Origin of the sequence: Paraburkholderia sp. GAS32, from assembly GCF_050434225.1 — a bacterium.
GTDB classification, from domain to species: Bacteria; Pseudomonadota; Gammaproteobacteria; order Burkholderiales; family Burkholderiaceae; genus Paraburkholderia; species Paraburkholderia madseniana.
Genome location: NZ_JBNPVS010000038.1, coordinates 81,701 through 105,495, shown reverse-complemented (window position 1 = coordinate 105,495; position 23,795 = coordinate 81,701). Strand labels below are relative to the sequence as shown.

The 23,795-nt window shown below is 61.9% G+C and carries 15 protein-coding genes and 1 pseudogene; 2 read left to right on the top strand and 14 right to left on the bottom strand.

Features of this window, described 5'->3' with window-relative positions; genetic code table 11:
• Positions 1–828: 828 nt before the first annotated feature.
• On the top strand, positions 829–2,832 hold the full coding sequence (rpoD, locus tag P3T25_RS34790) for an RNA polymerase sigma factor RpoD (protein WP_429361529.1): 2,004 nt from the start codon (positions 829–831) through the stop codon (positions 2,830–2,832).
• A 62-nt stretch (positions 2,833–2,894) separates the two neighbouring features.
• Here the strand turns inward: rpoD and P3T25_RS34785 are convergent, their stop codons facing one another.
• The 13 genes from P3T25_RS34785 to P3T25_RS34725 all read right to left on the bottom strand — a co-directional run bounded on the left by P3T25_RS34785 (position 2,895) and on the right by P3T25_RS34725 (position 22,156).
• A complete protein-coding gene (locus P3T25_RS34785) occupies positions 2,895–3,275 on the bottom strand; it encodes a hypothetical protein (RefSeq protein WP_154557790.1) in 381 nt (126 codons plus the stop codon).
• Positions 3,276–3,661: 386 nt separating this feature from the next.
• Entirely contained in the window at positions 3,662–4,114 is a 453-nt protein-coding gene (locus tag P3T25_RS34780) for a M48 family metalloprotease (protein ID WP_429361526.1), read from the bottom strand.
• A gap of 19 nt (positions 4,115–4,133) precedes the next feature.
• The gene (locus tag P3T25_RS34775) at positions 4,134–5,240 is read right to left on the bottom strand and encodes a YjgN family protein (RefSeq protein ID WP_408516674.1); all 1,107 of its coding nucleotides are present in this window, start codon (positions 5,238–5,240) and stop codon (positions 4,134–4,136) included.
• Positions 5,241–5,387: 147 nt separating this feature from the next.
• Positions 5,388–6,185, bottom strand: a complete 798-nt coding sequence (locus P3T25_RS34770) for a YfaP family protein (RefSeq protein ID WP_429361524.1) — start codon at positions 6,183–6,185, stop codon at positions 5,388–5,390.
• 22 nt (positions 6,186–6,207) lie between these two features.
• Positions 6,208–6,987, bottom strand: coding sequence for a YfaP family protein (locus tag P3T25_RS34765; RefSeq protein WP_171925887.1), 780 nt, complete (start codon positions 6,985–6,987; stop codon positions 6,208–6,210).
• A 203-nt stretch (positions 6,988–7,190) separates the two neighbouring features.
• Positions 7,191–9,107: a DUF2300 domain-containing protein gene (locus P3T25_RS34760; protein WP_429361522.1), complete on the bottom strand. Its 1,917-nt coding sequence runs from the start codon at positions 9,105–9,107 to the stop codon at positions 7,191–7,193.
• 11 nt (positions 9,108–9,118) lie between these two features.
• Positions 9,119–13,915, bottom strand: coding sequence for an alpha-2-macroglobulin family protein (locus P3T25_RS34755; RefSeq protein WP_429361535.1), 4,797 nt, complete (start codon positions 13,913–13,915; stop codon positions 9,119–9,121).
• Between the two features lie 5 nt (positions 13,916–13,920).
• Positions 13,921–14,652, bottom strand: coding sequence for a DUF1175 domain-containing protein (locus P3T25_RS34750; RefSeq protein ID WP_408382072.1), 732 nt, complete (start codon positions 14,650–14,652; stop codon positions 13,921–13,923).
• Positions 14,653–16,443, bottom strand: a complete 1,791-nt coding sequence (locus tag P3T25_RS34745) for a DUF2138 domain-containing protein (RefSeq protein WP_429361519.1) — start codon at positions 16,441–16,443, stop codon at positions 14,653–14,655.
• A 489-nt stretch (positions 16,444–16,932) separates the two neighbouring features.
• Positions 16,933–18,129 carry a PLP-dependent aminotransferase family protein gene (locus P3T25_RS34740; RefSeq protein ID WP_429361517.1) on the bottom strand — a complete coding sequence of 399 codons (1,197 nt, stop codon included), beginning with the start codon at positions 18,127–18,129 and terminating at the stop codon, positions 16,933–16,935.
• A 123-nt stretch (positions 18,130–18,252) separates the two neighbouring features.
• On the bottom strand, positions 18,253–19,425 hold the full coding sequence (locus P3T25_RS34735; RefSeq protein WP_168435508.1) for an NAD(P)/FAD-dependent oxidoreductase: 1,173 nt from the start codon (positions 19,423–19,425) through the stop codon (positions 18,253–18,255).
• A gap of 156 nt (positions 19,426–19,581) precedes the next feature.
• Positions 19,582–21,081, bottom strand: coding sequence for an L-piperidine-6-carboxylate dehydrogenase (gene amaB, locus P3T25_RS34730; protein WP_429361515.1), 1,500 nt, complete (start codon positions 21,079–21,081; stop codon positions 19,582–19,584).
• A gap of 244 nt (positions 21,082–21,325) precedes the next feature.
• Positions 21,326–22,156, bottom strand: a complete 831-nt coding sequence (locus tag P3T25_RS34725) for an ImpA family type VI secretion system protein (RefSeq protein ID WP_325099678.1) — start codon at positions 22,154–22,156, stop codon at positions 21,326–21,328.
• 11 nt (positions 22,157–22,167) lie between these two features.
• Here P3T25_RS34725 and P3T25_RS34720 point away from each other — a divergent pair.
• Positions 22,168–22,755, top strand: a pseudogene (locus P3T25_RS34720) (type VI secretion IcmF C-terminal domain-containing protein); the annotation flags it as partial.
• Positions 22,756–22,869: 114 nt separating this feature from the next.
• Here P3T25_RS34720 and P3T25_RS34715 read toward each other — a convergent pair.
• On the bottom strand, positions 22,870–23,712 hold the full coding sequence (locus tag P3T25_RS34715) for an FAS1-like dehydratase domain-containing protein (protein WP_154557802.1): 843 nt from the start codon (positions 23,710–23,712) through the stop codon (positions 22,870–22,872).
• Positions 23,713–23,795 lie beyond the last annotated feature (83 nt).

Genomic DNA, 23,795 nt, shown 5'->3' with positions numbered 1-23,795 from the left:
GCCAGGATCAAACTCTTCAGTTCAAACCTGTTACTGTTTTTCGGTTCAGTTAAGAACCGGTCGCTCACTCAACGTACTGACGAATGATTAACCTGCCGGCGTGAATCCACCCCGACAGGAAAACCTTCCTTTAATACTCGTGTGAGACTTGATACTTTCGCTTCCCGGCAGACCCCGAAGAGTCCACCGGCGCGTCGCGCATCAAGCGCCCACACTTATCGGCTGTTAATTTTTAAAGATCGAGTACGCATTCACTACCGGAACAGCGCCGCGCGTCGTCAACATCACAACCACCCGGCACCGCTTCGTTCTGCGTCGCTGCATCAGCAGCAGAGAAACGAGATTATGAAGAACGACCGACAGGTCGTCAACCCCCTTTTGTGAATTTTCTTTTGACCAAGTGCGATTTGACGCCGAAACATGCACCCCACTATATGGAGCAAGATCGACGAAAAGTCATCCGGTCGTGCGGGAGTGGCCGACATAGCCTATAGTGAAGAGCCTGCATACGCGCACGACGAGCAGTTGAAGTGCTGCCTTCTGCCCCCACCTGAACTTACGGATGACAGGCGATGAAGGGACCCTGCGACAAGAGCGCATGACAAATTGGTGTGCTCATAATGCGCGCGAAGGCGCAAGCTCGTATATAATGCGAGCCGCGCGAATTTCGCACATTTCTATCGGCCCGCTTCGCGCGGGCTCATCTTTTTTGCTCCCCAGAGCACAGCCAAACAACCGCGTTGAGTCACTCAGGTGATGTTGAGCCATGCTCGAAACGCCTGACGGTAGCGTCTTGCGTCTCATAGCGAAGCCTCTAGAGGAGAATACGTGAACCCTTTTGATCGCGAAGATTCGCAACACGAAACTGCCGGATACACCGCCAAGGCACCCGCTGGCCGTACAGCCAAGGGCAAAGGCGCAGGCAAAGCGATCCCCGTAGCGGCTGAACTGCCGCCGCAACAGGCTGAAGAACGCCAGCGCCAGATGCGCGCGCTGATCCAGTTGGGCAAGGAGCAAGGCTACCTGACCCACGCGCAGATCAACGACCACCTGCCCGACAACTTCGCGCAGACGGCGGCGATCGACAGCATCGTCAGCGCCTTCAACGACATGGGCGTGCAGGTCTACGAGCAGGCTCCGGATGCGGAAACCCTGCTGCTCAACTCGAACGCCCCCGCCGTGGTGTCGGACGATCAGGCAGACGAGGAAACCGAAGTCGCGTTGTCGACCGTCGATTCCGAGTTCGGCCGCACGACCGATCCCGTGCGCATGTACATGCGCGAAATGGGCGCAACTGAGCTGCTGACCCGCGCCGGCGAAATCGCGATTGCGAAGCGCATTGAAGACGGTCTTCACGAAATGGTGCAGGCGATTGCCGCTTGCCCGCTCGCGATCTCCGCCATTCTGGCAAGCGCCCAACAGGTCGCGGACGGCGAACTGCGTATCGACGAGCTCGTCGACGGTCTGAATGAAGAAACGGTTGCGGCGGAAGACGCCAGCGCGAGCGCGGACGCCGCAGCGGACGTCGACGCCGACGCGACCGACGATGACGACAGCGATAGCGAAGACGACGACGATGCCGGTCCGGCCGACTCCTCGGCAGCGGACGAAGCACGCCTGAAGCAACTCACCAGCGATTGCCTGGAAATCTTCGCGCAAGTCGGCATTCTGTCCGACCAGCAGAACGCCTCACACACGCGCGGCGACGTCAGCTCGAAGGCTTACCTGCGCGCCCGCGAAGAGATTCAGCAGCACCTCGCCAAGATCCGCTTCACGGCACGCACCATCGACCGTCTGTGCGGCGACGTGCAACACCAGGTCGCGCAAGTTCGTGCGATCGAACGCCGCATTCTGCAAATCGTCGTGACGAAGAGCGGCATGCCGCGCGAACAGTTCATCGAATCGTTCTCGGGTCATGAAGCCGATCTGGGCTGGACCGAGCACGCCGCGCGCGGTGCGTCGACGTTCGGCGCGGCACTGGAGCGCCATCTGCCGGCAATCCAGTCGGAACAGCAGAAGCTGATCGACATCGAAGCAACCGTTTCGCTGCCGCTCAAGCATCTGAAAGAGATCAATCGTCAGATGGTCGCGGCCGAGTCGAAGATGCGCAAGGCCAAGAGCGAAATGATCGAGGCAAATCTGCGTCTCGTGATCTCGATCGCGAAGAAGTACGTCAACCGCGGCATGCTGTTCCTCGACCTGATCCAGGAAGGCAACATCGGTCTGATGAAGGCGGTGGACAAGTTCGAATACCGCCGCGGCTGGAAGTTTTCGACGTATGCAACGTGGTGGGTTCGTCAAGCTGTGACGCGCTCGCTCGCCGATCAGGCGCGCACGATTCGCGTGCCGGTGCACATGATCGAAACGATCAACAAGCTCAACCGCATTTCGCGCGAGATCCTGCAGCAGACCGGTCAGGAAGCCCATCCGTCGGTGCTGGCAGAACGCATGGAACTGTCGGAAGAGAAGGTGCGCGGCATTCTGAAGATCGCCAAGCAGCCGGTGTCGATGGAAACGCCAGTCGGCGACGACGGCGACGCCACGCTCGGCGACATGATCGAAGATTCGGCAGCTTCCTCGCCGGCCGACGCAGCAATGCAGGCCGACTTGCGCGCCGCCATCGACGACGCGCTCGACTCACTGTCGCCGCGCGAAGCGAAGGTGCTGCGTATGCGTTACGGCATCAACACGAAGTCGGACCACACGCTCGAAGAAGTCGGCAAGCAGTTCGACGTCACGCGCGAGCGGATTCGTCAAATCGAAAGCAAGGCCATGCGTAAGCTGATGCATCCGAGCCGTGCAGATCGTCTGAAGTCGTTCCTCGACCGCTAAGCCAAGCCGGTCGTTGCGCTTGTCGTGCGTCATGCACGACAAGCGCATCTCTCTCTCCCATTTCAAGCAAGCAACGAGATGATCCCGCCAATGGTGATTCCCGCTGCCAGCCAACGCCCAGCCGTGTAGAACGCATTACGCTCTTCATGAGGCTGATCCGGGCGTTCGAGACCCAGCGTACCGTATGCAAACGCCTTGACCGCCGAGACGTCGGTTGTCGATGCGCCCTCTCCCGCTGAATCGCTTACCGCACCATCCTGAACCGTATTGCCCTCTTGCGCCGCCGTCGCTGCGCCTTCGGCGGAGATATGGACGGCGTCGTCCTGCCCGGATGTATTTGACGCTGTAGTCTGCGTGGCCGTGTCGTCCGTTGCGGACCGGCTCTTCGTTGTCGCGCGATCCGATTCCGGCAGTGTCGACGACAGCGCACTGTCGATTTGCATGGCAACCTCCGTTTATTTCGCCCAACGCATGCGCCGCCTCCGGTTCGCTGTGGCAATGCAAACAGACCCATTACGCTCGCACACGGCGGTTCGACGCACGACCGCTTACAGGACCTATCGACGGCAGCAAGCCAAAACTTGAGCGCCGGAAAGAAGCGGTAAGCTCCATCGGATGGCATTGCGCCATCACACGCCGATCACTCGACGAGCCTGCCAGAAATGTATACGACGACTGCGCAACACGCGGTTCTACAGAACGGATTCCATAGTTCGATTTGTCCACAGAAACTGTTCAGAAGCCTGTGGATATCCTGAGCAAGAGTCACCCAACTCGTTGAGCGCATTGGTTTTCACATCTACGCTTCCGACACGACAGGTCGCACGGCTCACGACTTCCCGCACATTGCCCGAACCGCCGCCCACTGCTGCGCCGTCAACGCACTCTCGCCGACCGGCGATCCCTGATTCCGTGCTTCCCGGTCGAGCGTACGCGGATGATCCGACAGAAACTCGATCGCACCGCTGGCGCTGGCGCTGCCGCTACGCTTCTCCGTCAACGCAAAAAATGCCGCGAGCCCATCACTGCGCAATCCGCTCGCTTGCAGATAGGCAACGCCGTTCGCATCGGCGAGACGTTCCATGTCACGGCTATACGACAAACCCACTAATCGCCCCGCCAGCGAAGAAACGTCTGCGAAACCCAGATGGATACCCAAGGTTGTGCTGATCAGAGTGATACCGGCGCTGCGAAACATCGACAGAAACGCCTCGCTCCAGCGCAGCGTTGCCACGTGAGGCGCGGCGGTATTGCCGTCGTAATAGCGTGTGCCGGTCGGCACTGAAGGTTCCACAACGGCGTCAGAACGCGCCGCCATGATCGAGCAGGTTCAGCATGCCTTCGCCCGTGCGCGGCGGTTGCTGATCGCTTTGACCGAGCGTCTGCGGGTCGAGTTGACCGGACACCTGCAGCGTATCGGCTGCGAAGCGCATCACGCGATGCAACACGATCGGAAAACCCAGACCCAGCGTAAAGACGATGATCGCCAGATTGCCCAGCATCATTCCGAGCAGACGCCCGGCGGTAATGCTGCTGCCGAAGCGCAGTTGCGTGCCAAGCGTCGTATTACCCATGACATGGCGCGTCACCAGCGCCAGATAGAAGCACTGGATCAGCAACGCACCGACGATGAACAGCACGTAGAACAGAAATATCGAGCCGAATGCTGCGAACGCGGCGGGATCATGAGCCTTCAGCGGCGCATGCCCGATGGGCAGGAACGCCATGATGCTCTTGAGGAAAACTGCCCCGAGCACGACGAACAGCGCGACGACGCCCAAAAACGTGCCGACGAACGCGCCATACAGCGCACGCGCGCGGCCTTCAAAATGAAACGGCAGGCTGCCGAAACTGCTCGCGTTGATGCGTCGCTCCGCAAGGCGCATGGACACCCACGGCACCATCTGTCCCAGAGTGACGATGCACAGCAGGCCATACAGCAATGCATACGCGCCGTAGACCCACGACGAGCCGGTCATGCCTCCGCGAATCCCACACCATTGGGTGCGGCTCAAGCGGTAACGCTGCGCGCTGAAATACGCCCCTGCTGCGATCACCGCGATCACGATGTAGAGCACAATGATCGGCACGAGAGCCAGTGCAGCGCTCCCTGTGATGGCGCGCAGAATCGCGCTAAGAATGCCAGCACCGACAATCGCGCCAAAGATAATCGCAATCGCCAGTAGAAAACCTTTGAACAGTTCGCCGCCCGTTCCGGTGTACTCAAATCGCTCACCTTGAAAACGCATGCGCGACCAGATATATCGGCGGGTATTCGTGGTGGCCCAAAAACGATAAATGCCAAGCGTGATGATCTGCAGCAACAGATTCTTGATGAATATCCCGTACAGCTCTCCAACCTTGCCGTCGTAGCTCAACAGCGGCTGCTTCTGGTCGAGTGAGTTCATTTTTTCTTCCCCCGGCTGGCAAATATACGTTTTTGAGGCCCGCATGCGCATAAGCGCATATGCACGGCGGGCGGGTGGTCTTTCCTTCGCAAAACTGACTACGACAGCGTGAAAATTTGAAATCTGGCCCGCAAGAGAGCAACTGTTTTACGGCATCACGAATGTTTTCACGAGCGTCAGCTCGCCCGGCTTACGCATCGGCACCCGAATGGTTTCGCTCTTCTCGTTCGGCGTGTTCTCGTTCGTGATGATCGTCACCTGCGCGACGGTCATATCGCTGCCGCTGCTCCCGTTACCGTAGTAATTCACATAGACCAGATACGTGCCCTTCAAGGGCGCCGCCGACGAGTAAATCTCCGGCCCGTAGCCGGTAGTCACATCCACGTCGAGTGCGCCGCCGTTCGGCGCAACCCGGTCGCCATACCAGGTGTGCACGCCGTCCGGCGACACCACGTGCAAGTCCAGATCGGTGCCGTCGGTGTCCCATGCGAGCACCACGCGCAACTTGGGTTGCGTCTTGCCGCTGTAGGCGTCGTAAAACTGCACGCGCTTGCGCGAGCCATCCGGCGCCCGCAGTTCCACGCTGTTGCTGCCGGACGGAAACGCGTAAGGCCGCGAAAACTTGCCGTCTTCCTCCACCCGCTGCGGCAACGGCGTGCCGTCGACCACCAGCGTGCCCACCGTGGTGCTTTTCTTCTTCGGCGTGTTGCGGATCTGCCCTTCGATCAACGCGAACTTCGACTGCCCTTCCGGTGTCGATACCGACACCGCCGGATAGTGCACGTCCTGCGTATAGCGCTCGCTGTCACCGCTGGTGTTGCGCCAGCCGTTCAACGGCGCGCCGAAGTCGATATCGCTCGCGTGCGCCACCGTCGCAGCCTGCAAACAGGCGACGACGAGCATCATCCAGCCAGCCTTCATCCAACCCGTCGTCTTGACCTTCATCGTCACTGCTCCCATCCCGCTGTCAGAGTCGCTCGCTTTTCACGAGCTGCAGGTCGCCGATCTTACGCAGCGGCACGACCATCGTTTCACGCCGCTCGTTCGGCGTGTTTTCATTGAACACCAGCGTCAACGTCGCGGTAATCACGTCGCGCTCGTGCGCGGCGGCGTCGAAGTTGTAGCCGGTCGAATCGAAGTTGCCCCAGTAGTTCAGAAAGAACAGCCATGTACCGTGCTCGGGTGCCGCCGACGAAAATATCCCCGGCCCCGCGCCGTCCACCGAATCGACATCGAAGCCGCTACCGTCTTCGAGAGTCGGATTGGCGAAGAACGCGTGCAGACCGTCCGGCGTGATCACGTGCAGATCCACCTGCGCTTTCGGATCATCCCACGTGACGATCGCGCGCAGCTTCGCCTGCGGCTTGCTGCGGTCGGCTTCGTAGAACTGCATGCGCTGGCGCTGCTTGCCGTCGGCGGAAATCAACTCGATGCTGTTCGAGCCTGCGCCGAATGCCCACGGGCGTGCGAATGCGCCTTCGTCGTCGGTATAGAGCGGCGTTGGATTGCCGTTGACGACCAGCGTGGGCGGCTTGCGCGCGTGTTTGTCGATGTGCTTCAGGCGCCCTTCGATCAGCGTGCGATAGCGTTGCGCGCCACGGTCGACCGGCGGCCGGGGATACGCCGCGACGAAGTGCTCGCCTTCGTTCGTCAGCCCACTGTGGCGCCAGCCGCCGAACGCGCCGGTGAGGTCGGCGAGCGCTCCGCCATTGCCGTCCGCGCCGGCGGCTTGCACGTTCGTCACCATACTCGCCGCCAACGCAGCCGAGGCCACAGCAATTGCCATGTGAAAACGAACACCGCGCGCAAGAGGTGGCAAGGTAACAGCCACGCGAACGCAAACTCGAACGCACTGCATAAGAGGCGCCAAGGCAATGGCCGCAGGAATTCGAACGTGGCGCATCACAGGAAGCGCGCGGAACACGGCGGAAAGCGAGCGCGAGACGGTGTTCATTGGATCGGATTGTCGGTACGGATCAGCGTGCGCGCGGTACGTTCGACGAATTCTTCATCGAGCCCACGCGGATGATGCTGGAACGCGAGGTGAATATATTCATGCGCCAGCGCGATACGGTCTTCTTCGGTCTGCAAGCGATACACGTACACGCGATTGCGCTGCGCATCGGCATACGGCCGACCTTCGCGCACCGCGCACACAGCAGGCAGATCGGGCGTCTCGTAGCCGGGCGCGCCGTCCATACGCCGCGCCCACAACGGCGCGTTGCGTTGCAGCCATTGCTGGGCGCCAGCCACCTGGATGCAATCGCCGGACAAGGGGCTCTCGAACGACGTCAAGGTCGCTTGCGGCCAGGTGCGCGAGAGAATGGTGTCGAACGTGAGGCCGGTTTGCGCGGACGCCTTCGCGGCGAGCCAGCTCATCTGACCGGGCGCGGCCTTGTCGTGGTGATACTGAACCGGCACGCCGGTGAGCACCAGCGCATCGGTCAGATCCGCGGCACGACGCGCGGCGGCAGTCGGCACGCGCGGCAGGACGCGCTGCGTGTTGCTGCTGTCATCGATACGGAAACAGCCATGATCGTGATTGCCGTGCTGCACGACGTAGGACCGCGCCGCTACCGCCAACGCCTTGGCCGCTTCCGGTTGGCTCGTGTCGCCCTCCCGCTCGACCACTCGCGCGACGTAGTCGTTCATACCGAAACGGCCGACTACTTGCGGTGCGCCTGCAGCGTCGCGATCGAGCCGCAGTTCGCCTCGACTTTCCACACGTGCCCAGTTGCCATTGACGAAGCCGATCCGGAACTCGCCACGCAACGGGCCGTCCGGTACCGCAGCCGGACCTTTGTCGCCGAGCACCTGGCGAATCGGATAACGGCTGAAGAAGTCGACCAGCACGCACGCGTTGTCGTCCGGTACAGCGACTTGTGTGAGCAACGGCGCGATGCGCGGCGCGGCGGCCGCCAGCACGCGCGCGCTGCCGCCGGCGCCGCCGAGCCACACCGGCGTGCCATCGGCGAGCCAGCCTGCCGCGCCGCCGATCGAGGCGCCGGGCCGCGCGGGATCCGGCATCGTCCAGGTTTTGGCGCGCAGCAGGCTGCCATATAGCGACACGGTGCCTTCGCCGCGCCCGCTCGTCAGCACCGACACCAGCGTACTCGCCGCCGCTTCGCGCGGCTTGGCTGGCATCGCCTGCAATGCAGCGAGCAGGTCGGTCACGGGCACGCGGTGCGTCGGTGTCATCGCGTGAAGGTCGCGTAGCCACGCGGGTGCATGCGCGGCGGTCCAATACTTGCGCCAATCGGCGGGATCGAGTTGCAGGCGTGCGGGCTCGAAAAAGCGTCCGCACGATTGCACCAGCGCATGTTCGCGGTCGATGTGACCGCCCGTCATGCAGCAATACACTTCTTCAGGATCACCGCCGCTGCAGGTGTAATCCGGCGTGGCGATATTGCGATCGACCAGATAACCGTAGACGAACAGCTTCCACACGCTGCCGAGCGGCGTCTCCAGCGTCGCGGGCAAGGGACTCGCCGACTGCGGCGCGAGGCCGTCCGCGCCGCCGCCGGCGTTGAATTGCCAAAGCTGCGATTGACCGTCGCGCAACCAGGCGAAGCGCAGCATGTTTACCGGTGGTGCGGCTGACGGCGAGGTTGGCGATATGGTTGACGCCGATCCTGGCAATGAGCTTGGCGACGACGTTGACGGCACATTTAGCGATGAGCTCGTCGCCGACCTTGACGACGCGTTCGGCGCCGAGCTTGCCACCGCAGCTAGTGACGCAGTCGACAATGCCATCGCCGCAGTCGCTGCCACACCCGCGCCACTCAAAACACACCCCACTCCCACAGCGAGCGCAATCCGCAGCGTAGCTGCCAGACGATCGCGCGAGTGCCGAAGAGCGGAGAACATAGCGGTCTCGCTTACTGAATACGCAGAGTCGTCATGCGATCGCTCTTGCCGCCTTCGAACGCCTTGGCGTCCGGCTGATACATGCGGAAGTAGCGCGCAGGCGGCAACGCGAACGTGCCCGGCAATGCAAAGCGCACCAGTTGCCGCAGCCTCACTGGACGATCGAGCAAAGGCACCGGCTGGTGATAGGCCAGCTCGCCCATCTCATACGAAGCGGCACGCGCAAACGGCTGCGGACCGCTTACCCCTTCCTTCTCGCCCGGCAACCCGTCAATCGACACGCCCCAGCTTGTCGCCTCCACATCGCCGCCCGGCGGCAGCGGCACGTCGAGCAGACCGTAGTGGTACGCATTGCCGGAGCGCGGTGTGAGCGTGACTTCGTCGACGTACAGCGCATTGCTGTCGATCGCATCGCCTGGCTTTACCAGGCGCGCAGTAAATGCCGAGCGACCCAGTTGGCTCTCGGCGGCCCCCGCCTTCTTCGGGTCGACCTTCACTTCGAGCGGCTCCAGCTTGTAGAAACGACGTTCGACGGTGATGTTCAGTCGGCTGTCCTCGCTCGTATGACTGCGGAACGCAACCAGCGCGTTCACGTCGGTGCGCGCGCTGCCTGCATCGAGCGTGGCAGGCAAAGCAGCGCCGGTCCACTTCCACAGCGGCGTGCCAGTCGGCGTCGCAGCGCGCGTCCAACCCGCACCTTGCAGCAACGGCAACGAAGCCGGCGCCGTGTCGCCACCTAGCGCTTTACGCACCCACAGCAACGTCAGTGCGCGATCGAGCGTCGGGTAGTCGGCGCTGCTCTTCGCGAGCAAGGCCGATGCATCGATCGCCGCGCCGCCGTCGCCACCTGTCATGTAAAGCAGGCTTTGCACGAGCGGTGCGGGATCGTTGACCAATGCCGTGCGTGCGGCACTCGCCGCTGCATCAAAGCCGTCCGGCAGTTGAGCACTCGTGCTACGCGCCATATTGGCGACCAGCAGCGTCGCCGTCTGCTTGCCACGCGGCGAATCGGCTTGCGCGAACACGATGCTGTCCGACGCGCCATACGTGCCGTTGCGCGCAGGAGTGGAAGCATTGGCCGAGGCCGCTGCATCGCTCTGCAAGTCCGCCGCAACACCCGACACCGGCGTCGCGACCGGCAGGCCCATCTGCTGCATGAACCACAGCGCCAACGCGCGATGCAGCAGCGGCTCTTTCGCACCGGCATCGCGATAGACGTCCATTGCATGCTGCCAGTTGTCGGCGGGCAGCGTAATGCCGAGGCTGCGGCTCGCGAGCCAGTCCGCGTAGTACGCGTAGGTCGTGATCAGCGAACTGCCGCCGGTCGTATCGCCCCACCAGCCGAACGTGCCGCCGACACCCGCCAACATCGCCAGACGTTGCCGCTGATTGCGCAACAGCGCTTCGAGCCCCTGCGTCGAACTGGCGCCGCTGTCACCACCGAGGCCGCGGCCGATCGCATCGTGTGCGAGCGCCAAAGGAATCAGGCGGCTCGACGTCTGCTCGGCGCATCCGTACGGATAGTTGATCAGATCGTCGGCGACACGTGCAAATTGGCTCGCGGCACTGCCGATGAAGCGCACGCTGACGTCCTGCGCATCTTGCGGCGGATTGAGCGGCTTGTTCGAGCCGTCGAGCGCCACTGTGTTCTGATGCAGATCGAGCCAGCCGCTCGCATCGAGCCGGATGGTGGTCTGCAAGCGATCCACATCCTTACCCGCCCGACGCAAGCTCGCGTTGATCACACCCGCCTTCAACGCACCGGTCGGCAAACGCAGGTAGTTCGCGCCGCGCTTGAGCGTGACCTTCTGGTTCAACGAGAGACCGCCGCCGTCGACCACCCACTCGGCGTCCATATCCGCGTCGGTCTGATTGAAGGCGATCATGTCGATGGCCGGCTGATCGTTGACGCGGAAATGCGAAGGCCCACTCCACTTTAGATACAGCGCCTTGTCCGAACGCACATACGCGGTACGTTGTCCGACCATGCCGTCCGGCGCCGCCGCGCGCACGGTGACGCGCCAGCGGGCCAGCGAGTCCGGCATCTTGAAGGTCATGGTGGCGTGGCCATTCGCGTCGGTCTTCAGCGTACCTTCCCACGCGGCCGTGTCCTGATCGTCACGACGCGGCCGTTCGAGCACCTTCACACCGCGCTCGTTGTAGTTGGCGCGTTGCGGACCGCCCGGTGCGCCCTTCAACGGCGAGCGCGCAAGGTCGTACGTAATGAACGACAGGCTCGACGACGTCCGCACATTGTTGCGACGCGGATGATAGAAAAAGTCGACGATATTCGGTGCGATTTCCGGCTGCAGCACGTAGACCATTTCATCGACCACGCTAACCGTCAGATTCGCCGCTTCCGGCTTGCCGTTCAGCGCGCTGTCGAAGCTGAGCGTGACCGTATCGCCGGGACCGTACACCGGCTTGTCGCTCTTCACATTCAGTTCGATCTGCGGTTGCGCGACGACGATGCCCGCGTTCTGGAACACGTATTCGCCGGCATGCACGTACAGCACCGAGAACGTCATGTTCGGCGCGAATGCTTCGCCGACCTTGATGCGCGCCTTCCATTGCGAAGGCGCCACGCGTTGCAACTGCAGCCAGTCGCCGCCGGCCGTCAGCAACGCGCGATGTTCGACGTTGTCGCGCTCCAGCGTCAGGAGGGCATCGTCGACCGGCATCGGGAAGGTAATCAGCGCCTCGGCGGTATCGCCGATCTTGTACCTGTCGCGATCGAACACGATCTCGACGCTGCCCGGAATCGCCTTCAGGCCATCGCCCGCCACCCAATGGCTCGCGGCGGCGAGCAGATTGCCGGTGTCGTCCTTGACCGACAGCATGTACGAACCCGGTTCGTCGAATTGCACCGGGAACGACAGCTTGCCGCCCGCCGTTGCTCCCTTGATTGCGCCTTCTCCATGAGTCTGCGATTCAAGGCGTGTCCATTCCCACTTGGCCGGCGCACGCGAAGACGGATCGATCGTGCCGAGCGCCTGCAGATCGAACTTGACCGCTTCCTTCGGCTGCGAAAACGACTTGGCCGTTGACAAGCGATAAGGCGTCGCGCCGCGCGCGATCAGCACCTCACGCGTCACACGTACCTTGTAGGCCGCGCCGTCCTGCGCGAACAGGGTCAACGCATAACGGCTCGGTTCTTTTGCAGCGGGCAGCGTGAGGCTTGCATTGCCGTCGCTATCGGTTGTGAGTTCCTGCTGTTCCAGCTTGACCGGAAACAGCCCTGCGTAGCGCAGTTCACCATCGACGATCGTCACTTTCTGCGCGCGCAGCGTAACCGAAACCTTGCTGTCGCGGACCGGCTTGCCATCCGGATAGCGCAACTGGATCTTGCCCTTCAGTTGCTCGCCCGTCGCATAGTCGGTTTTATCCATCGACAGGTTGACGTCGAAATGCGGCTTCACATATTCGGCGACGCGAAATGCGCTGCCGTATACATCGCCGTTGTAATCGAAGCGCAGCGTATAGCCACCGGCGGTAGCATCGGCGGGCAACGTGAAGGACGCGTCCGCGCCCGTATCGGAAGCAAAATGCACCTTGCTGGTCGCCACCGGTGCGCCGTTCGGATCGAGCACGTCGAGCTTGATATCGGCTTCTGCAGGCGCGGTGGATTGCGTCGCGTTCTGGAACGTGCGGCCGATGAACTTCACATGCACTGCGTCGCCCGGCCGGTACATCGGACGATCGGTCACCGCGTAGATCTTGGTGTTGTAGATCTCGCTGTCGTAGTAGAAATTCTCCGAAACGAATACGCCGCCTTGCGGATCGGTGCCGAGCACGTAACTGCGCTCAGGGCTCACGTGTTGCAGCACCAGTGCGCCGTCGCTGCCGGTGGCGCCGCTTTGCAGCACACCTACGCCGTCGGTCCAGTTCACGTCAGTATTCGCCACCGGCTTGCCGTTATCGCGCCGGGTGGTCCACACCAGCATGCCACTCGATGCCGCTTTCACAACCGCAACCGTGTCCGATACGAACAGCAAGGTATGCGCGCGATAGTTGCCGATCACCGCCTCGACGATATACAGCCCCGGCGGCAGCTTGCCCACCGGAATCATCACGTTGCCCGAACTCGCTTCGATGAAGTTACTGCTGCTGCCTTCGAGATTGACACCCTTCGGCGGCTCGATCACCTTCGCGTCCCAAATCGGATAGCGAAAGCGCGCGACCATGTCATAGCCCTTCAGCGGCGCGAACTGCGAGTTCCGCTGGAATTGCGTCTGTTTGCCGGTCTGCTCGCCGAGCTTGAATTGAGGCTCGGCTTCGGTTGCCTTGCTTCGCGTCGCGAACGACAGCACACGTTGCCAGGCGCGGCGCGCTTCGGTGAACCAGCGGTCCCACAGATAGGCCAGCGTATTTGCCAGCCCTTCGCCCTGATAATTCGGCGCGACGTTCAGGCGATGCAGATTCTTCTGCGCCTTCAAAAAGTCCAGCGGCTTCGGCACGCGATACACGACGATATCCGCACCGCCATACGCTTGCAGCGCATCCTTGAACTCGCGCCCGGGCGCTTCGAGACGCACCTGCGCCAACTGATCGCTGCCGAAGCTCGCATCCGAGAGCAGGAAGAACGGCTGGCCGTCGACCTTCTGCGACGCGAAGTTGCTCGATGGCGCTGTCTGCAGCGTCGGGTTCGCGGCGATGTTGGTGTCGGCGGCGCTGCTCGAGGCGACGTCGTCGGCATAGGCCGTTGGTGCGATGGCGAGCGTCAGGGCCGCAAAGAGCGCGACCACGGTGAAGCCTGCGCGGCGTTTCAGGTTGCCGAGCCAGGCGCGCGACGCGGTGACGGAGTTCATTCGGGTCATGGTGTGAGAAAGTCCAAACGAAACACGCCAACGAAATTCGGATTGCCGTCGAGCGGCTGCCAGCGGGAATCTTTCCATTGCATCAGGTCGGAGACGGCCACGGCGCGCAGACCGGTATCGGTCGGCGTAACGGTGCCTGTGTGATAAGCGATGTAGCGATCCAGCCAGATCATCAGATGCTGGTCGTCGCCCTGGTCGAAGAACAACAGGTCGCCAGGCAGCGCCTGGTTCACGTCCTTCGAAACAAAACGGCTATTGCGTTGAATCAGTGCGATCGCCGACGCATACGCGCCGGTGGAACCGTCGAGCCGCGTCCAACGATTCGCGATTCCGCGTTGCGACGTGGACAGTTGCAATTCGGGCGGCATGCTGCTGGTGTCCGTGAGACTGGTCATGCCGTTCGCGCGCAACCATTTGGTGTCATGCGGCTTGAGCGTCTCGCCGACGGCAAAGCGCACGAGGCCTGCGCAATCGCGCTGCGTCCAGCGCGGCGTCGGGCCGCGGCGCATTTGCTGATCGACGATGCGCACGAACCACGCACGAAATGCGGCGGATTGCTGTGGCGAGAGCGCGTCGGGGTCGGGCGACGCGGTTGTGCTGGTGAGCGCGTTCGCGTACGGCGCGAGGCTGGCCATGACGAGCGCTGACGCAGCGCGCGCGAGCCAGATGCGGCGTGACGTGCACGCACTCGTCGCGAATGCCACGTCGGGGACGTGAAGGCGGCGCACTTAGTCGCCCTCGGTGCCGGGCTGATCTGCAGGCGAGTCTGCTACTCCCGCGGTGGCGCCGGAATCCGCACCCGCCTTCGCGCGATCGAACCACCACTCCACCGGGACCCAACCTGTCGACCCCGGCAAGTTCTGCGGCAGCGTCAACGAAACCGGCGGGTAATGTGCCAGCGCATGCAGCTTCGGCACGAGATGGGTGCGCGACGCATTGCGGAACACCGCTTCCTGGTCCGCCGGCAACGCCGCGCCCGCTTCGCGTTCGATCAACGCAGCCGCGGACGAAGGTGTCAGCGTGAGAATCGTGCGTGGCAGACGCTGCGGCGCGAGCGTATCGGCCAGCGCCGGATAACGCTTGTCGAGCACGGCGAGCGTGTCGTCGACTAGACGTGAATCAGGGGAGAAAATTAGATAACCATGCGCCAGCGCGAGCGTCACCGGGAAATAGCGCTCCGCCGACAGTTGCGATGCAAACGACGCCTTGCTGGACAGCGCCGTACCGGAGAGCGCGCTGACCGGCCGTTGCCACACGGTAACGCCGGCGCCCTGATCATGCTTCGTGACCGGCAAGCGACGATAGCCCGAATCAGCGTCGCCGGATTTGGCGGCCTTCGCCTCATACGCGCCGATCACGTCGCCAAAGGTCTTGCCGAGCGCGGTCTGCAGTGCAGCGATGCTCGCCGCGTCCTGCGTCTTCACGCGAGCGACGAACACCGGCGCAACCAATGTGGACTTCGCATACCAGCAGACGGCCGCGGGACCGGTGAGCTGATCGCCGATCGCAGCAGCGCCATCCGCGCCCACATCGGCCACCTTGCCCAACAAGTCCGACGCTCCCTTCCAGTCCGCCGGCAAGCTCGTGCATGCAGCCGGATTGGCCGGCAAGGCGCGCCACAAGTCGGCGCTATTCCAGGCCTGCGGCAACTTGCCCGGCTCGATCAAAGCGGAAGTCTGCCAGTTCGCCGCAGCACTGCCGTTCGGCGAAAAATCGAATCGCAGCGCGTCGATACCGGAGAAAAACGCCTGATAACCAAACGACAAATAGTTGGCCGACACCACTAGCCGGTGTCCCTTCGGCGCATCGCCCGGCGCGTCCAGTTGATAGGCGCGCGCCGCATCGTCGCGGCCGGAAGAAAGCATCTCGGACACGGCGTCGGCTCGCTCGCCCAGCAAGCTGCCTTTCGCGTCGAGCAGCACGCCCGGGGCGGACATCACGACAAGCCGGTCGTCCTTCGTGGCGAACAGAATCGTGCGGCCAACTGCCAGCTTCAACGCGTAGACCGGTACGTCGCCGGAGAGTTTGGCGACCTGGCTCAACTGCGAATCGCTTGCGGCGACGTTGCCGAAGCTTTGCAGCAGCTTCGCCAGACCGTTGCGGTGTATCGACATCACCCAGTAACCGAGGCGGCCGTCCGGCGAGCGCCACAGCAGCACATGCGCGGGTTCGTCGAATACGCGGCGGATCAGTTCATCACGCCAGTCGAGTTGATGTTCGAACGCGAGACGACGCAGCGCGCCTTCCGTGGACAACCGCGTGTCGTTCGATTCGTAATAGTCGACGAAATCCTGAGTCAGCACGTCGTGCAACAGCGGCACACGCAAGATGTCGCGCGGCAAACGCGAAAGCGCTTCGCTGTCGATCACCGCATCCGGGTGATGAATATCGAGCACGATTTCGCTGATCCCGGCGGCTTTGCGGTGCGCAAAGGGACGCCACACCGCCTGAATGACCACGCCGGCCACGACCAGAAGACCGACTACCAGGATTGCAATCTTTTTTCGCGACATCTTCATCTGATTTTTTCTGGTTCGATGCGACGGTATTAACGTGGATGGCCGATGAATTAACTCACCGAAATCATTCGCCGAAGGCAGCGATGATAACCGATATTTTTAGCCCAAAACCAGCGGGACTCTCCATTTAACATTCAGCCATGTTTCAGGAGTTTGACGGAAATATTGAACAAGCGAAATTAAATCTTTAGAAAGCGGGCTCGTTTGAAGCAGCGGCTTGAGTTAAACGGTGGCTGAAAGCGGCGGCATACAAAGGAAGGGATGCTTGCGCCCGCTGCCGGCTTGAACAGCGCAAAAGAGAGCCCGCTGGCGTAGTCCGGCTAGGCGTGGCCTGATGCCTCTTTACCGGATCGGGATGGTTATGCTAAATCTCAGCGACTTAGCACCTGCATAAAAAAACCCGGCTACGCACAACGTGCTCACCGGGTTATTTCATGTATTGCCCTTACTGCTTTACCGCCAATATTATGTTAGCCGCGTTAGCTGTCATCAAAACAGTGCGAGCGCCTGCTTCATTCTCTGCACGCCGGTTTCGATTTCGGCGACACCGGGCGCTGCAAATGACAGGCGCAGTGCCGTCAAATCGATATTGTCTTTATAGAAAGCGACGCCCGGCACGAACATGACATTGCGCTCGATACAGGCGCGCAGCGTGTCGGACGCATTCTGACCGCCCTTCAATCGCGCCCACACGAACATGCCGCCGGCAGGACGATGAAACGCGATGGCGTCACCCAGATGCTCATCGAGCGCATCGCACAGCGTGCGGCACTTCACGGCATACGCGTCGATGATCCTCGGCAGATGACGCTCCAGCGCTCCACTCGCGAGGTATTCGGCGGCGATCGCCTGGGTCCACGGCGAACTGCACAGGTCGACGGTCTGCTTGGCGACCACGCAACGGCGCAAAATTTCCGCATGCGCGATCATCCAGCCGACCCGCAAACCCGGCGCGACGATCTTCGACAGACTCGAAAAATGCACGACCCAGTCGCGTGAACCGGGCACCTGATCGCTCAACGCGAGCAGCGACGGCAGCGCCGCGCCGCTGAAACGCAGATCGCCATAGGGATCGTCTTCGACGATCAGAAAATGATGACGCGCCGCGAGCTTCAACAACGCCATGCGGCGTTCGAGCGACAAGGTCGCGCCAGTCGGATTGGCAAAGGTCGGGACGGTGTAGAGCAGCTTCGGTGGGCGAGCTAATGTGCCCGCTTCGAGCAACGCGGCAAGCGCGGCGACATCGAGTCCGTCCTGATCGACCGGCACCGTCACCACGTCCGCCTCCTGCAGCTTCAATGCCTGCAAGGTCGCCGGATAGGCAGGCTGTTCGACCAGCACCACGTCGCCCGGCGCGACCATCACGCGCAACAGCAGATCGAAGCCTTGCTGCGAACCCGTCGTGACGAGCAATTCCTGCGGCGTGCACGGCGTACCGCGCCGCGTCATCAAATGGGCGAGTTGTTCCTTGAGGACGGCGAGGCCGTCAGTCGGGCCATATTGTAGACAGAGCGTGGGCTGCTGCGACGCACGCGCGGCGGCCGCATCCAAACCCTCGCGATCGAACAGATCGCTCGCCGGATAGCCGCCGGCAAACGAAATCATGCCGGGTTGCGCCAGATACTTGAACAGCTCGCGGATCGGCGAACCGGTCGGCGCTTCGAATGCAGGATAGAACTTGAACATGGTGACGGGCCGCTTATTTCATCGATGGAAGATCCGCGTCGATTGTGGCCATCGTCCGGGTGGGCGGCAAACGATATCTACGCACTACGTATTGCGTTTTCCGCATCACCTCGAACGCGCGCGCTAAACCACGTTCTTCTCGACGATCGGCCGGTTTTCGAGCACACGAGTGAAACTCAGCGAACCAAGATCAAGCGTCGTATAGCGGCCATGAAGGATCAATTCGCTGACACCGCGGCCGGTTGCCGGGCCCTGCTGCAAACCGTGCCCGCTAAAGCCATTGGCAAAAATGCAGTTATCGACGTCCGGGTGGTAGCCGATGATTGCGTTCTGATCGAGCACGTTGTATTCGTAGTAGCCGGACCAGCAGTTCTGCACGCGCAGCGCCTCGAATTGCGGTACGCGATGCGCGAGCGTCGGCCAGATCACGTCGTCGAATAGTGCGTGATCGACTTCGTCGAGCGGCAAATCGTCGGGATCGTTATCCGCTGACGGCGATGTACCGCAAATGAACGAGTTGCCCTCAGGCCGGAAATACACGCCGCTGGGATCGATCAGCAAAGGACAGTGTTCGAGTCGCGCAGGCGACGTGACATTGAAAATACTGCGCCGTCGCGCGAACACCGGAAGATCGATGTCGGCCATCTGCGCGACTTTGCGCGACCAGGCGCCCGCCGCATTCACTACGAAATCGCAGGCGTAGACCTCACCATCCGCGGTTCGCACTTGCGTGACATGCTTGCCGTCGCGATGCAGCGCGGTCACGTCGGCGGCAATGTAGCGCGCGCCGAGCGCCTGCGCTTTCTTGCGCAGCGCCTGCACGAGGCCGTAACCATCGAACCAGCCCTCACCGCTTTCGCCGAAAGCGCCGGCAACGAGGTCGTCGGTATTGAGCCAGGGAAAGCGCGCTTGCAACGCGTCTTTATCGAGCAAACTGATATCGGCGCCAAGACGCTTTTGCAGCGCGTGATTCTCACGCAGCGTCGCCTCACCGGCGGGCGTGGCGAGAAACAGATAGCCGCCTTCGTGCAGATCGATCGAGGGCTTCGAGCCGTCGATTTCGAGCCGCTCGCCGATCGAGCGCAGAAACTCGATGCCAAATAGCGACATCTGAATGGAAAGCGGTGTAGAGAATTGCTGGCGAATGGATGCCGCCGATAACGCCGACGACGAGCGCGCATACGTCGGATCGCGTTCGATCACCGTGACGCTGACCGACGGATCATTGAGCCGCAGAAAATACGCAATCGAGCTGCCGATCACCCCACCGCCGACGATCACGACTTTGGAACTCACGTCTTACTCCACGAGTAGCGTGGCCGCTCTGGAACGGCGGGCGGCGCAAACGAATTGCTGAAAGAAGTTGTGAACAACGGCGCGTGAATGCGCCGCTGCTTTCTGCTGAATGCTCTACTGATCGATTGCTTTATCGCTGTATTGCTGCTGACCGAATCAGTCGATATTGAAGTCGATGCCCTGCGCGAGCGGCAACGCCGACGAGTAGTTGACCGTGTTGGTCGCGCGGCGCATGTAGGCCTTCCACGCATCCGAACCCGACTCACGACCGCCGCCGGTTTCCTTTTCGCCACCGAACGCGCCGCCGATTTCCGCGCCGCTCGGTCCGATGTTCACGTTAGCGATACCGCAGTCGCTGCCCGAGTCGGACAGGAAACGTTCAGCTTCGCGCAGATCGGTCGTGAACACGCACGACGACAAACCGTGCACCGCCGCATTGTTTGCCTCGACCGCATCTGCGAAATCCGAATAGCGCAGCACGTAAAGAATCGGGGCGAAGGTTTCTTTCAGCACCACTGCCGTTTGCGACGGCATTTCGACGATCGCCGGACGCACGTAGTAACCGCCTTCATGGCCCTTCACCTCGACGCGCTCGCCGCCGAACACCTTGCCACCTTCGGCCGTAGCCTGCTGCAGCGCTTCCTGCATGCGAGCGTACGATTGCTTGTCGATCAGCGGTCCCATCAGCGTGCCCTTTTCGAGCGGATTGCCGATCGGCACCTTGCTATACAACTGCTTCAGACGTTCGATGGTCTTGTCGTACACGCTCTCGTGCACGAACAGACGCCGCAGCGACGTGCAACGCTGCCCCGCCGTACCCACTGCCGAGAACAGGATGCCGCGCATCGCGAGTTCGTGATCCGCCGTTTGCGCGACGATGCCCGCGTTGTTGCCACCGAGCTCGAGCAGCGAGCGGCCGAAGCGCTTCGCCACTTCAACACCGACCGTGCGACCCATTTCCGTGCTGCCCGTCGCGCTGACGATCGATGCACGCGGGTCCGCCACCAGTTTCGCGCCGACATCGCGGCCACCGTTGATCAGTGCGGTCAGGCCGGCCGGCGCGTCGCCGAATTCCTTCAGCGTTTCGCTGAGAATCTGGTTGACGGCAAGCGCGGTCAACGGCGTCTTTTCCGACGGCTTCCAGATCACTGCGTTGCCGCACACCAGCGCCAGCGCCGCGTTCCACGACCACACCGCGGCCGGAAAGTTGAACGCCGAAATGACGACGCACGTACCCATCGGATGCCACGTTTCAGCCATACGATGGCCGGGGCGTTCCGAGGCGATCGTCAGACCGTACAACTGGCGCGACAGACCGACCGCGAAGTCGCAGATGTCGATCATTTCCTGCACTTCGCCCAAGCCTTCCTGCAGGATCTTGCCGGTTTCGAGCGTGATGATGCTGCCTAGTGCGTGCTTCTTTTCACGCAGACGATTGCCGAGCAGGCGCACCAGTTCGCCGCGGCGCGGCGCCGGAACGTTGCGCCAGGCCGTGTATGCCTCTTTCGCATTGGCGAGGGCCGCGTCGACTTCCGCCACTGTGTTGCTGGCCACACGGCCGATGAGTTCACCGGTAATGGGCGAATGAACCGCGATGTCGCCGGCTTGCGCCGCGTGGGCGATGCCGAGGTCGGCGAGGATGGTGGAAGCGTCCATGAGAATCCCTTTAATTTCCGATGCGAAACAAGAGTAAGTTCGGAAACTATACACGCGGGATTTTGCGGCGGCAAGGGTATTTGCCCCGGGGTTGGGTGGCGGATCGGGCTGGATGGGCTTGTGAGCTTGGTGCGCCGTAGAGATGGCGGGGCGTCGGGCGGTGTCGTGGGCCACGGCTGCCGACACCCCGGCAGCGCGGTATGGCTTGTTCAGTCGTTTCTTATTGGAAATTCGCAAACGACCTTCACGCCTCGGAATCCCACTGCACGAGCAGCTCCGGCGGGATTGCCTGCACCACCTCCGCGTAGCGCTTGCCCACGAACTGCTCTGCGCGCCGTAGCAGCACCGGAATTGGGCTGCTGGGCTCGTGGGTTTCGAACCAATGCCGTGCCTCGCGCATTTTCTCCAGAGCCATCAGTCGATCAGTCGCGGACGTGCAGGCGCTCCGCATGGGCTGGCCCGGCTCGGCTGCATGCGGCGTTGTCGCAACCTGTACGGTAGTTGTAACGTCGAGTGGCGCACCCATATCGCCGACCTGCGTTACACAAGCGGCTGCGTCTTCCAGAACGCCGTCGTGCGCGGCCAGGCTTTCAATTGGCCGCGCAAACAGCCGCAGCACGTTACCGAGCGCGGACAGATCCGGGGCAAATGAATGCAGATGCAGTTCGGACCATGTCTCGATGCCCTCGAAACTCGCCAGCGCCTGATCGAATCCACTCAACACTGCGCAAGTCTGCGCGCGCAGATCGTCCAGTTGCTGTCGCACCGAGTCCTGCGAAAGCGCGTCGGCTGGGCGTGGTCGGGCAAATGCACGTTCCACGTCCCGGACCTGCAGGCGCGTAGCGGTCGACTTGACGAGGAATATTTCCCGCAGATCCGACAGCAGGCCATCGACGTCGGTTAGCGCCTGGAGTGCGTTCGATCGTATCTCTAACGCAGCATCGCGATCCGCATCCACCGCGAGTTGTGGATGGATCGTGTCGGGGTAGAGGTCGAGCCAGCTTGCCAGCAAAGCCATGCCCTCCGCGAAACCAGCACTGCCGGCCAGCTTTGTCCGGCTCCGAGCGAACAGCACGGCGAGCCGGATGGCGTTACAAAACGCTTCCAGGCGCAACCGAGCCCGTGCAGGGGCCGAGTCTGGCGCCGTTCGAGCGTGCGAAGGCCATCAGGGATGTGTTTTTCACAGACCCAGGACAGAAGAAACTAGCCTGGAAAGCCGATATCACCATCCCTGAACTCGACCCGACGATCACCGGACTCGTGCTCGACATTGACGGTCAGAGCGAGCAATACCAGCATGGCCCCGTCCGGCCGTTTTCCATAACTTGGCCCGGGCCACGTGGCGGTGCGCATGGGGAAATTACAGCGAACCCGCGCATTCGTCCGGATACCTCAACGATTTCGACCGACGGCCCGTGGGCGCTGTTGCGTCTGCTAAGCAAAGGGACGCTGATCAATACGGCGACCCGTGGCCGCACACGCGTTGAGTTCGATTTCGACGGACGCAAGGCCGTGCTCGATATTGCGAGTGCGGGCAGTGTCGCCAATCCACTGACGGGCGATGTGCTGAGGGGATTTCAATGCCCCAGTTCCATGGCGATGTTCAGTTTGCCGGATAGCGGACCGCCGGTGGGGTTGCCGCCAGGGTTGCCGGTCACCCAGGCGGTGAATTGACAGGGGAAAGGACCGCCAAGGTTATCGAAGAGCGGTTCATTGGTCTCATGATTGCCCCTCAAATCTCCTGGGCCAATCCTGCCGCGTAGTTCGCGCAAACAACTCTCCCAGAGTTCAAGCAAGCGCGGCCGTAGCCCGCATAGTCAGATAACCTTCGTGGTCTTTGGCCCACAAGTCGACGGTCCTACCGTCGGCAGCCGGTTTGCCGCATACCGTAAAAGGCTGGCCAGCGAAGGTAGGCCGCAACGCCTTGAACGCAAAGCTCTGCACCACCGCGTCCGGTTGTTCACGACGCACCAGATCAACCAGGAGTGTCGCGATCAGCGGCCCGTGCACGATCAGCCCGGGATAGCCTTCCACCTCGGTCACATACGGGTAGTCGTAGTGAATGCGATGGCCGTTGAAGGTCAACGCGGAGTAGCGGAACAACATCACAGCGTCCGCATCGATCGTACGAGTCCACGTTTCGCCCTCGGGTGCGAGCGCCGCTTGCGGTGGCCGGGCGCCCTCTTGTGGCGCATCGCGATAGACAATGTCGTGCTCTTCTTCGAGCTTCAGTTCACCACCAACTTCGATCGCGTGCTGCACCGTCACGAACACGAGACGGCCCGAGCGGCCGGTCTTGTCTTCGATATTGGCGATGGTCGACGTACGTTTCGCATGCTCGCCGACTTTGAGCTGCGCATGGAACGTCAGGCGGCCACCGGCCCACATTCGGCGCGGCAACGGCACCGGTGGCAAAAAGTCACCGCGCTTCGGATGACCGTCCGGACCGACCTCGGACAGCGGCGCGATCGGCAGAAAGTACAGCCAGTGCCAGAGTGGTGGCACCGTATCGCCACTTTCTTCCCGGTCCAGGGTGGCGGCCATTGCCGTCAGCGGAAACGCGGTGATGTCGTCTTCGGTCACCGCTTCCTTGTTGAGCCAGTCGTCGAGTTTCTCTAGGGAAGCAGACATGGGCAAAGTCTCCAAACACACTGATTGGACGAAATAGGTCTTACGATAAACCTTGCGGCAGGTTTCGCGAAGTTTGCATTTTC

What these genes read in the sequence shown, in the direction of transcription:
- P3T25_RS34785 (WP_154557790.1), bottom strand. Translation starts at nt 3,275, where the DNA reads ATGCAAATCGACAGTGCGCTGTCGTCGACACTGCCGGAATCGGATCGC.
- P3T25_RS34775 (WP_408516674.1), bottom strand. Translation starts at nt 5,240, where the DNA reads ATGAACTCACTCGACCAGAAGCAGCCGCTGTTGAGCTACGACGGCAAG.
- P3T25_RS34770 (WP_429361524.1), bottom strand. Translation starts at nt 6,185, where the DNA reads ATGAAGGTCAAGACGACGGGTTGGATGAAGGCTGGCTGGATGATGCTC.
- P3T25_RS34765 (WP_171925887.1), bottom strand. Translation starts at nt 6,987, where the DNA reads ATGGTGACGAACGTGCAAGCCGCCGGCGCGGACGGCAATGGCGGAGCG.
- P3T25_RS34760 (WP_429361522.1), bottom strand. Translation starts at nt 9,107, where the DNA reads ATGTTCTCCGCTCTTCGGCACTCGCGCGATCGTCTGGCAGCTACGCTG.
- P3T25_RS34755 (WP_429361535.1), bottom strand. Translation starts at nt 13,915, where the DNA reads ATGAACTCCGTCACCGCGTCGCGCGCCTGGCTCGGCAACCTGAAACGC.
- P3T25_RS34745 (WP_429361519.1), bottom strand. Translation starts at nt 16,443, where the DNA reads ATGAAGATGTCGCGAAAAAAGATTGCAATCCTGGTAGTCGGTCTTCTG.
- P3T25_RS34740 (WP_429361517.1), bottom strand. Translation starts at nt 18,129, where the DNA reads ATGTTCAAGTTCTATCCTGCATTCGAAGCGCCGACCGGTTCGCCGATC.
- amaB (WP_429361515.1), bottom strand. Translation starts at nt 21,081, where the DNA reads ATGGACGCTTCCACCATCCTCGCCGACCTCGGCATCGCCCACGCGGCG.
- P3T25_RS34715 (WP_154557802.1), bottom strand. Translation starts at nt 23,712, where the DNA reads ATGTCTGCTTCCCTAGAGAAACTCGACGACTGGCTCAACAAGGAAGCG.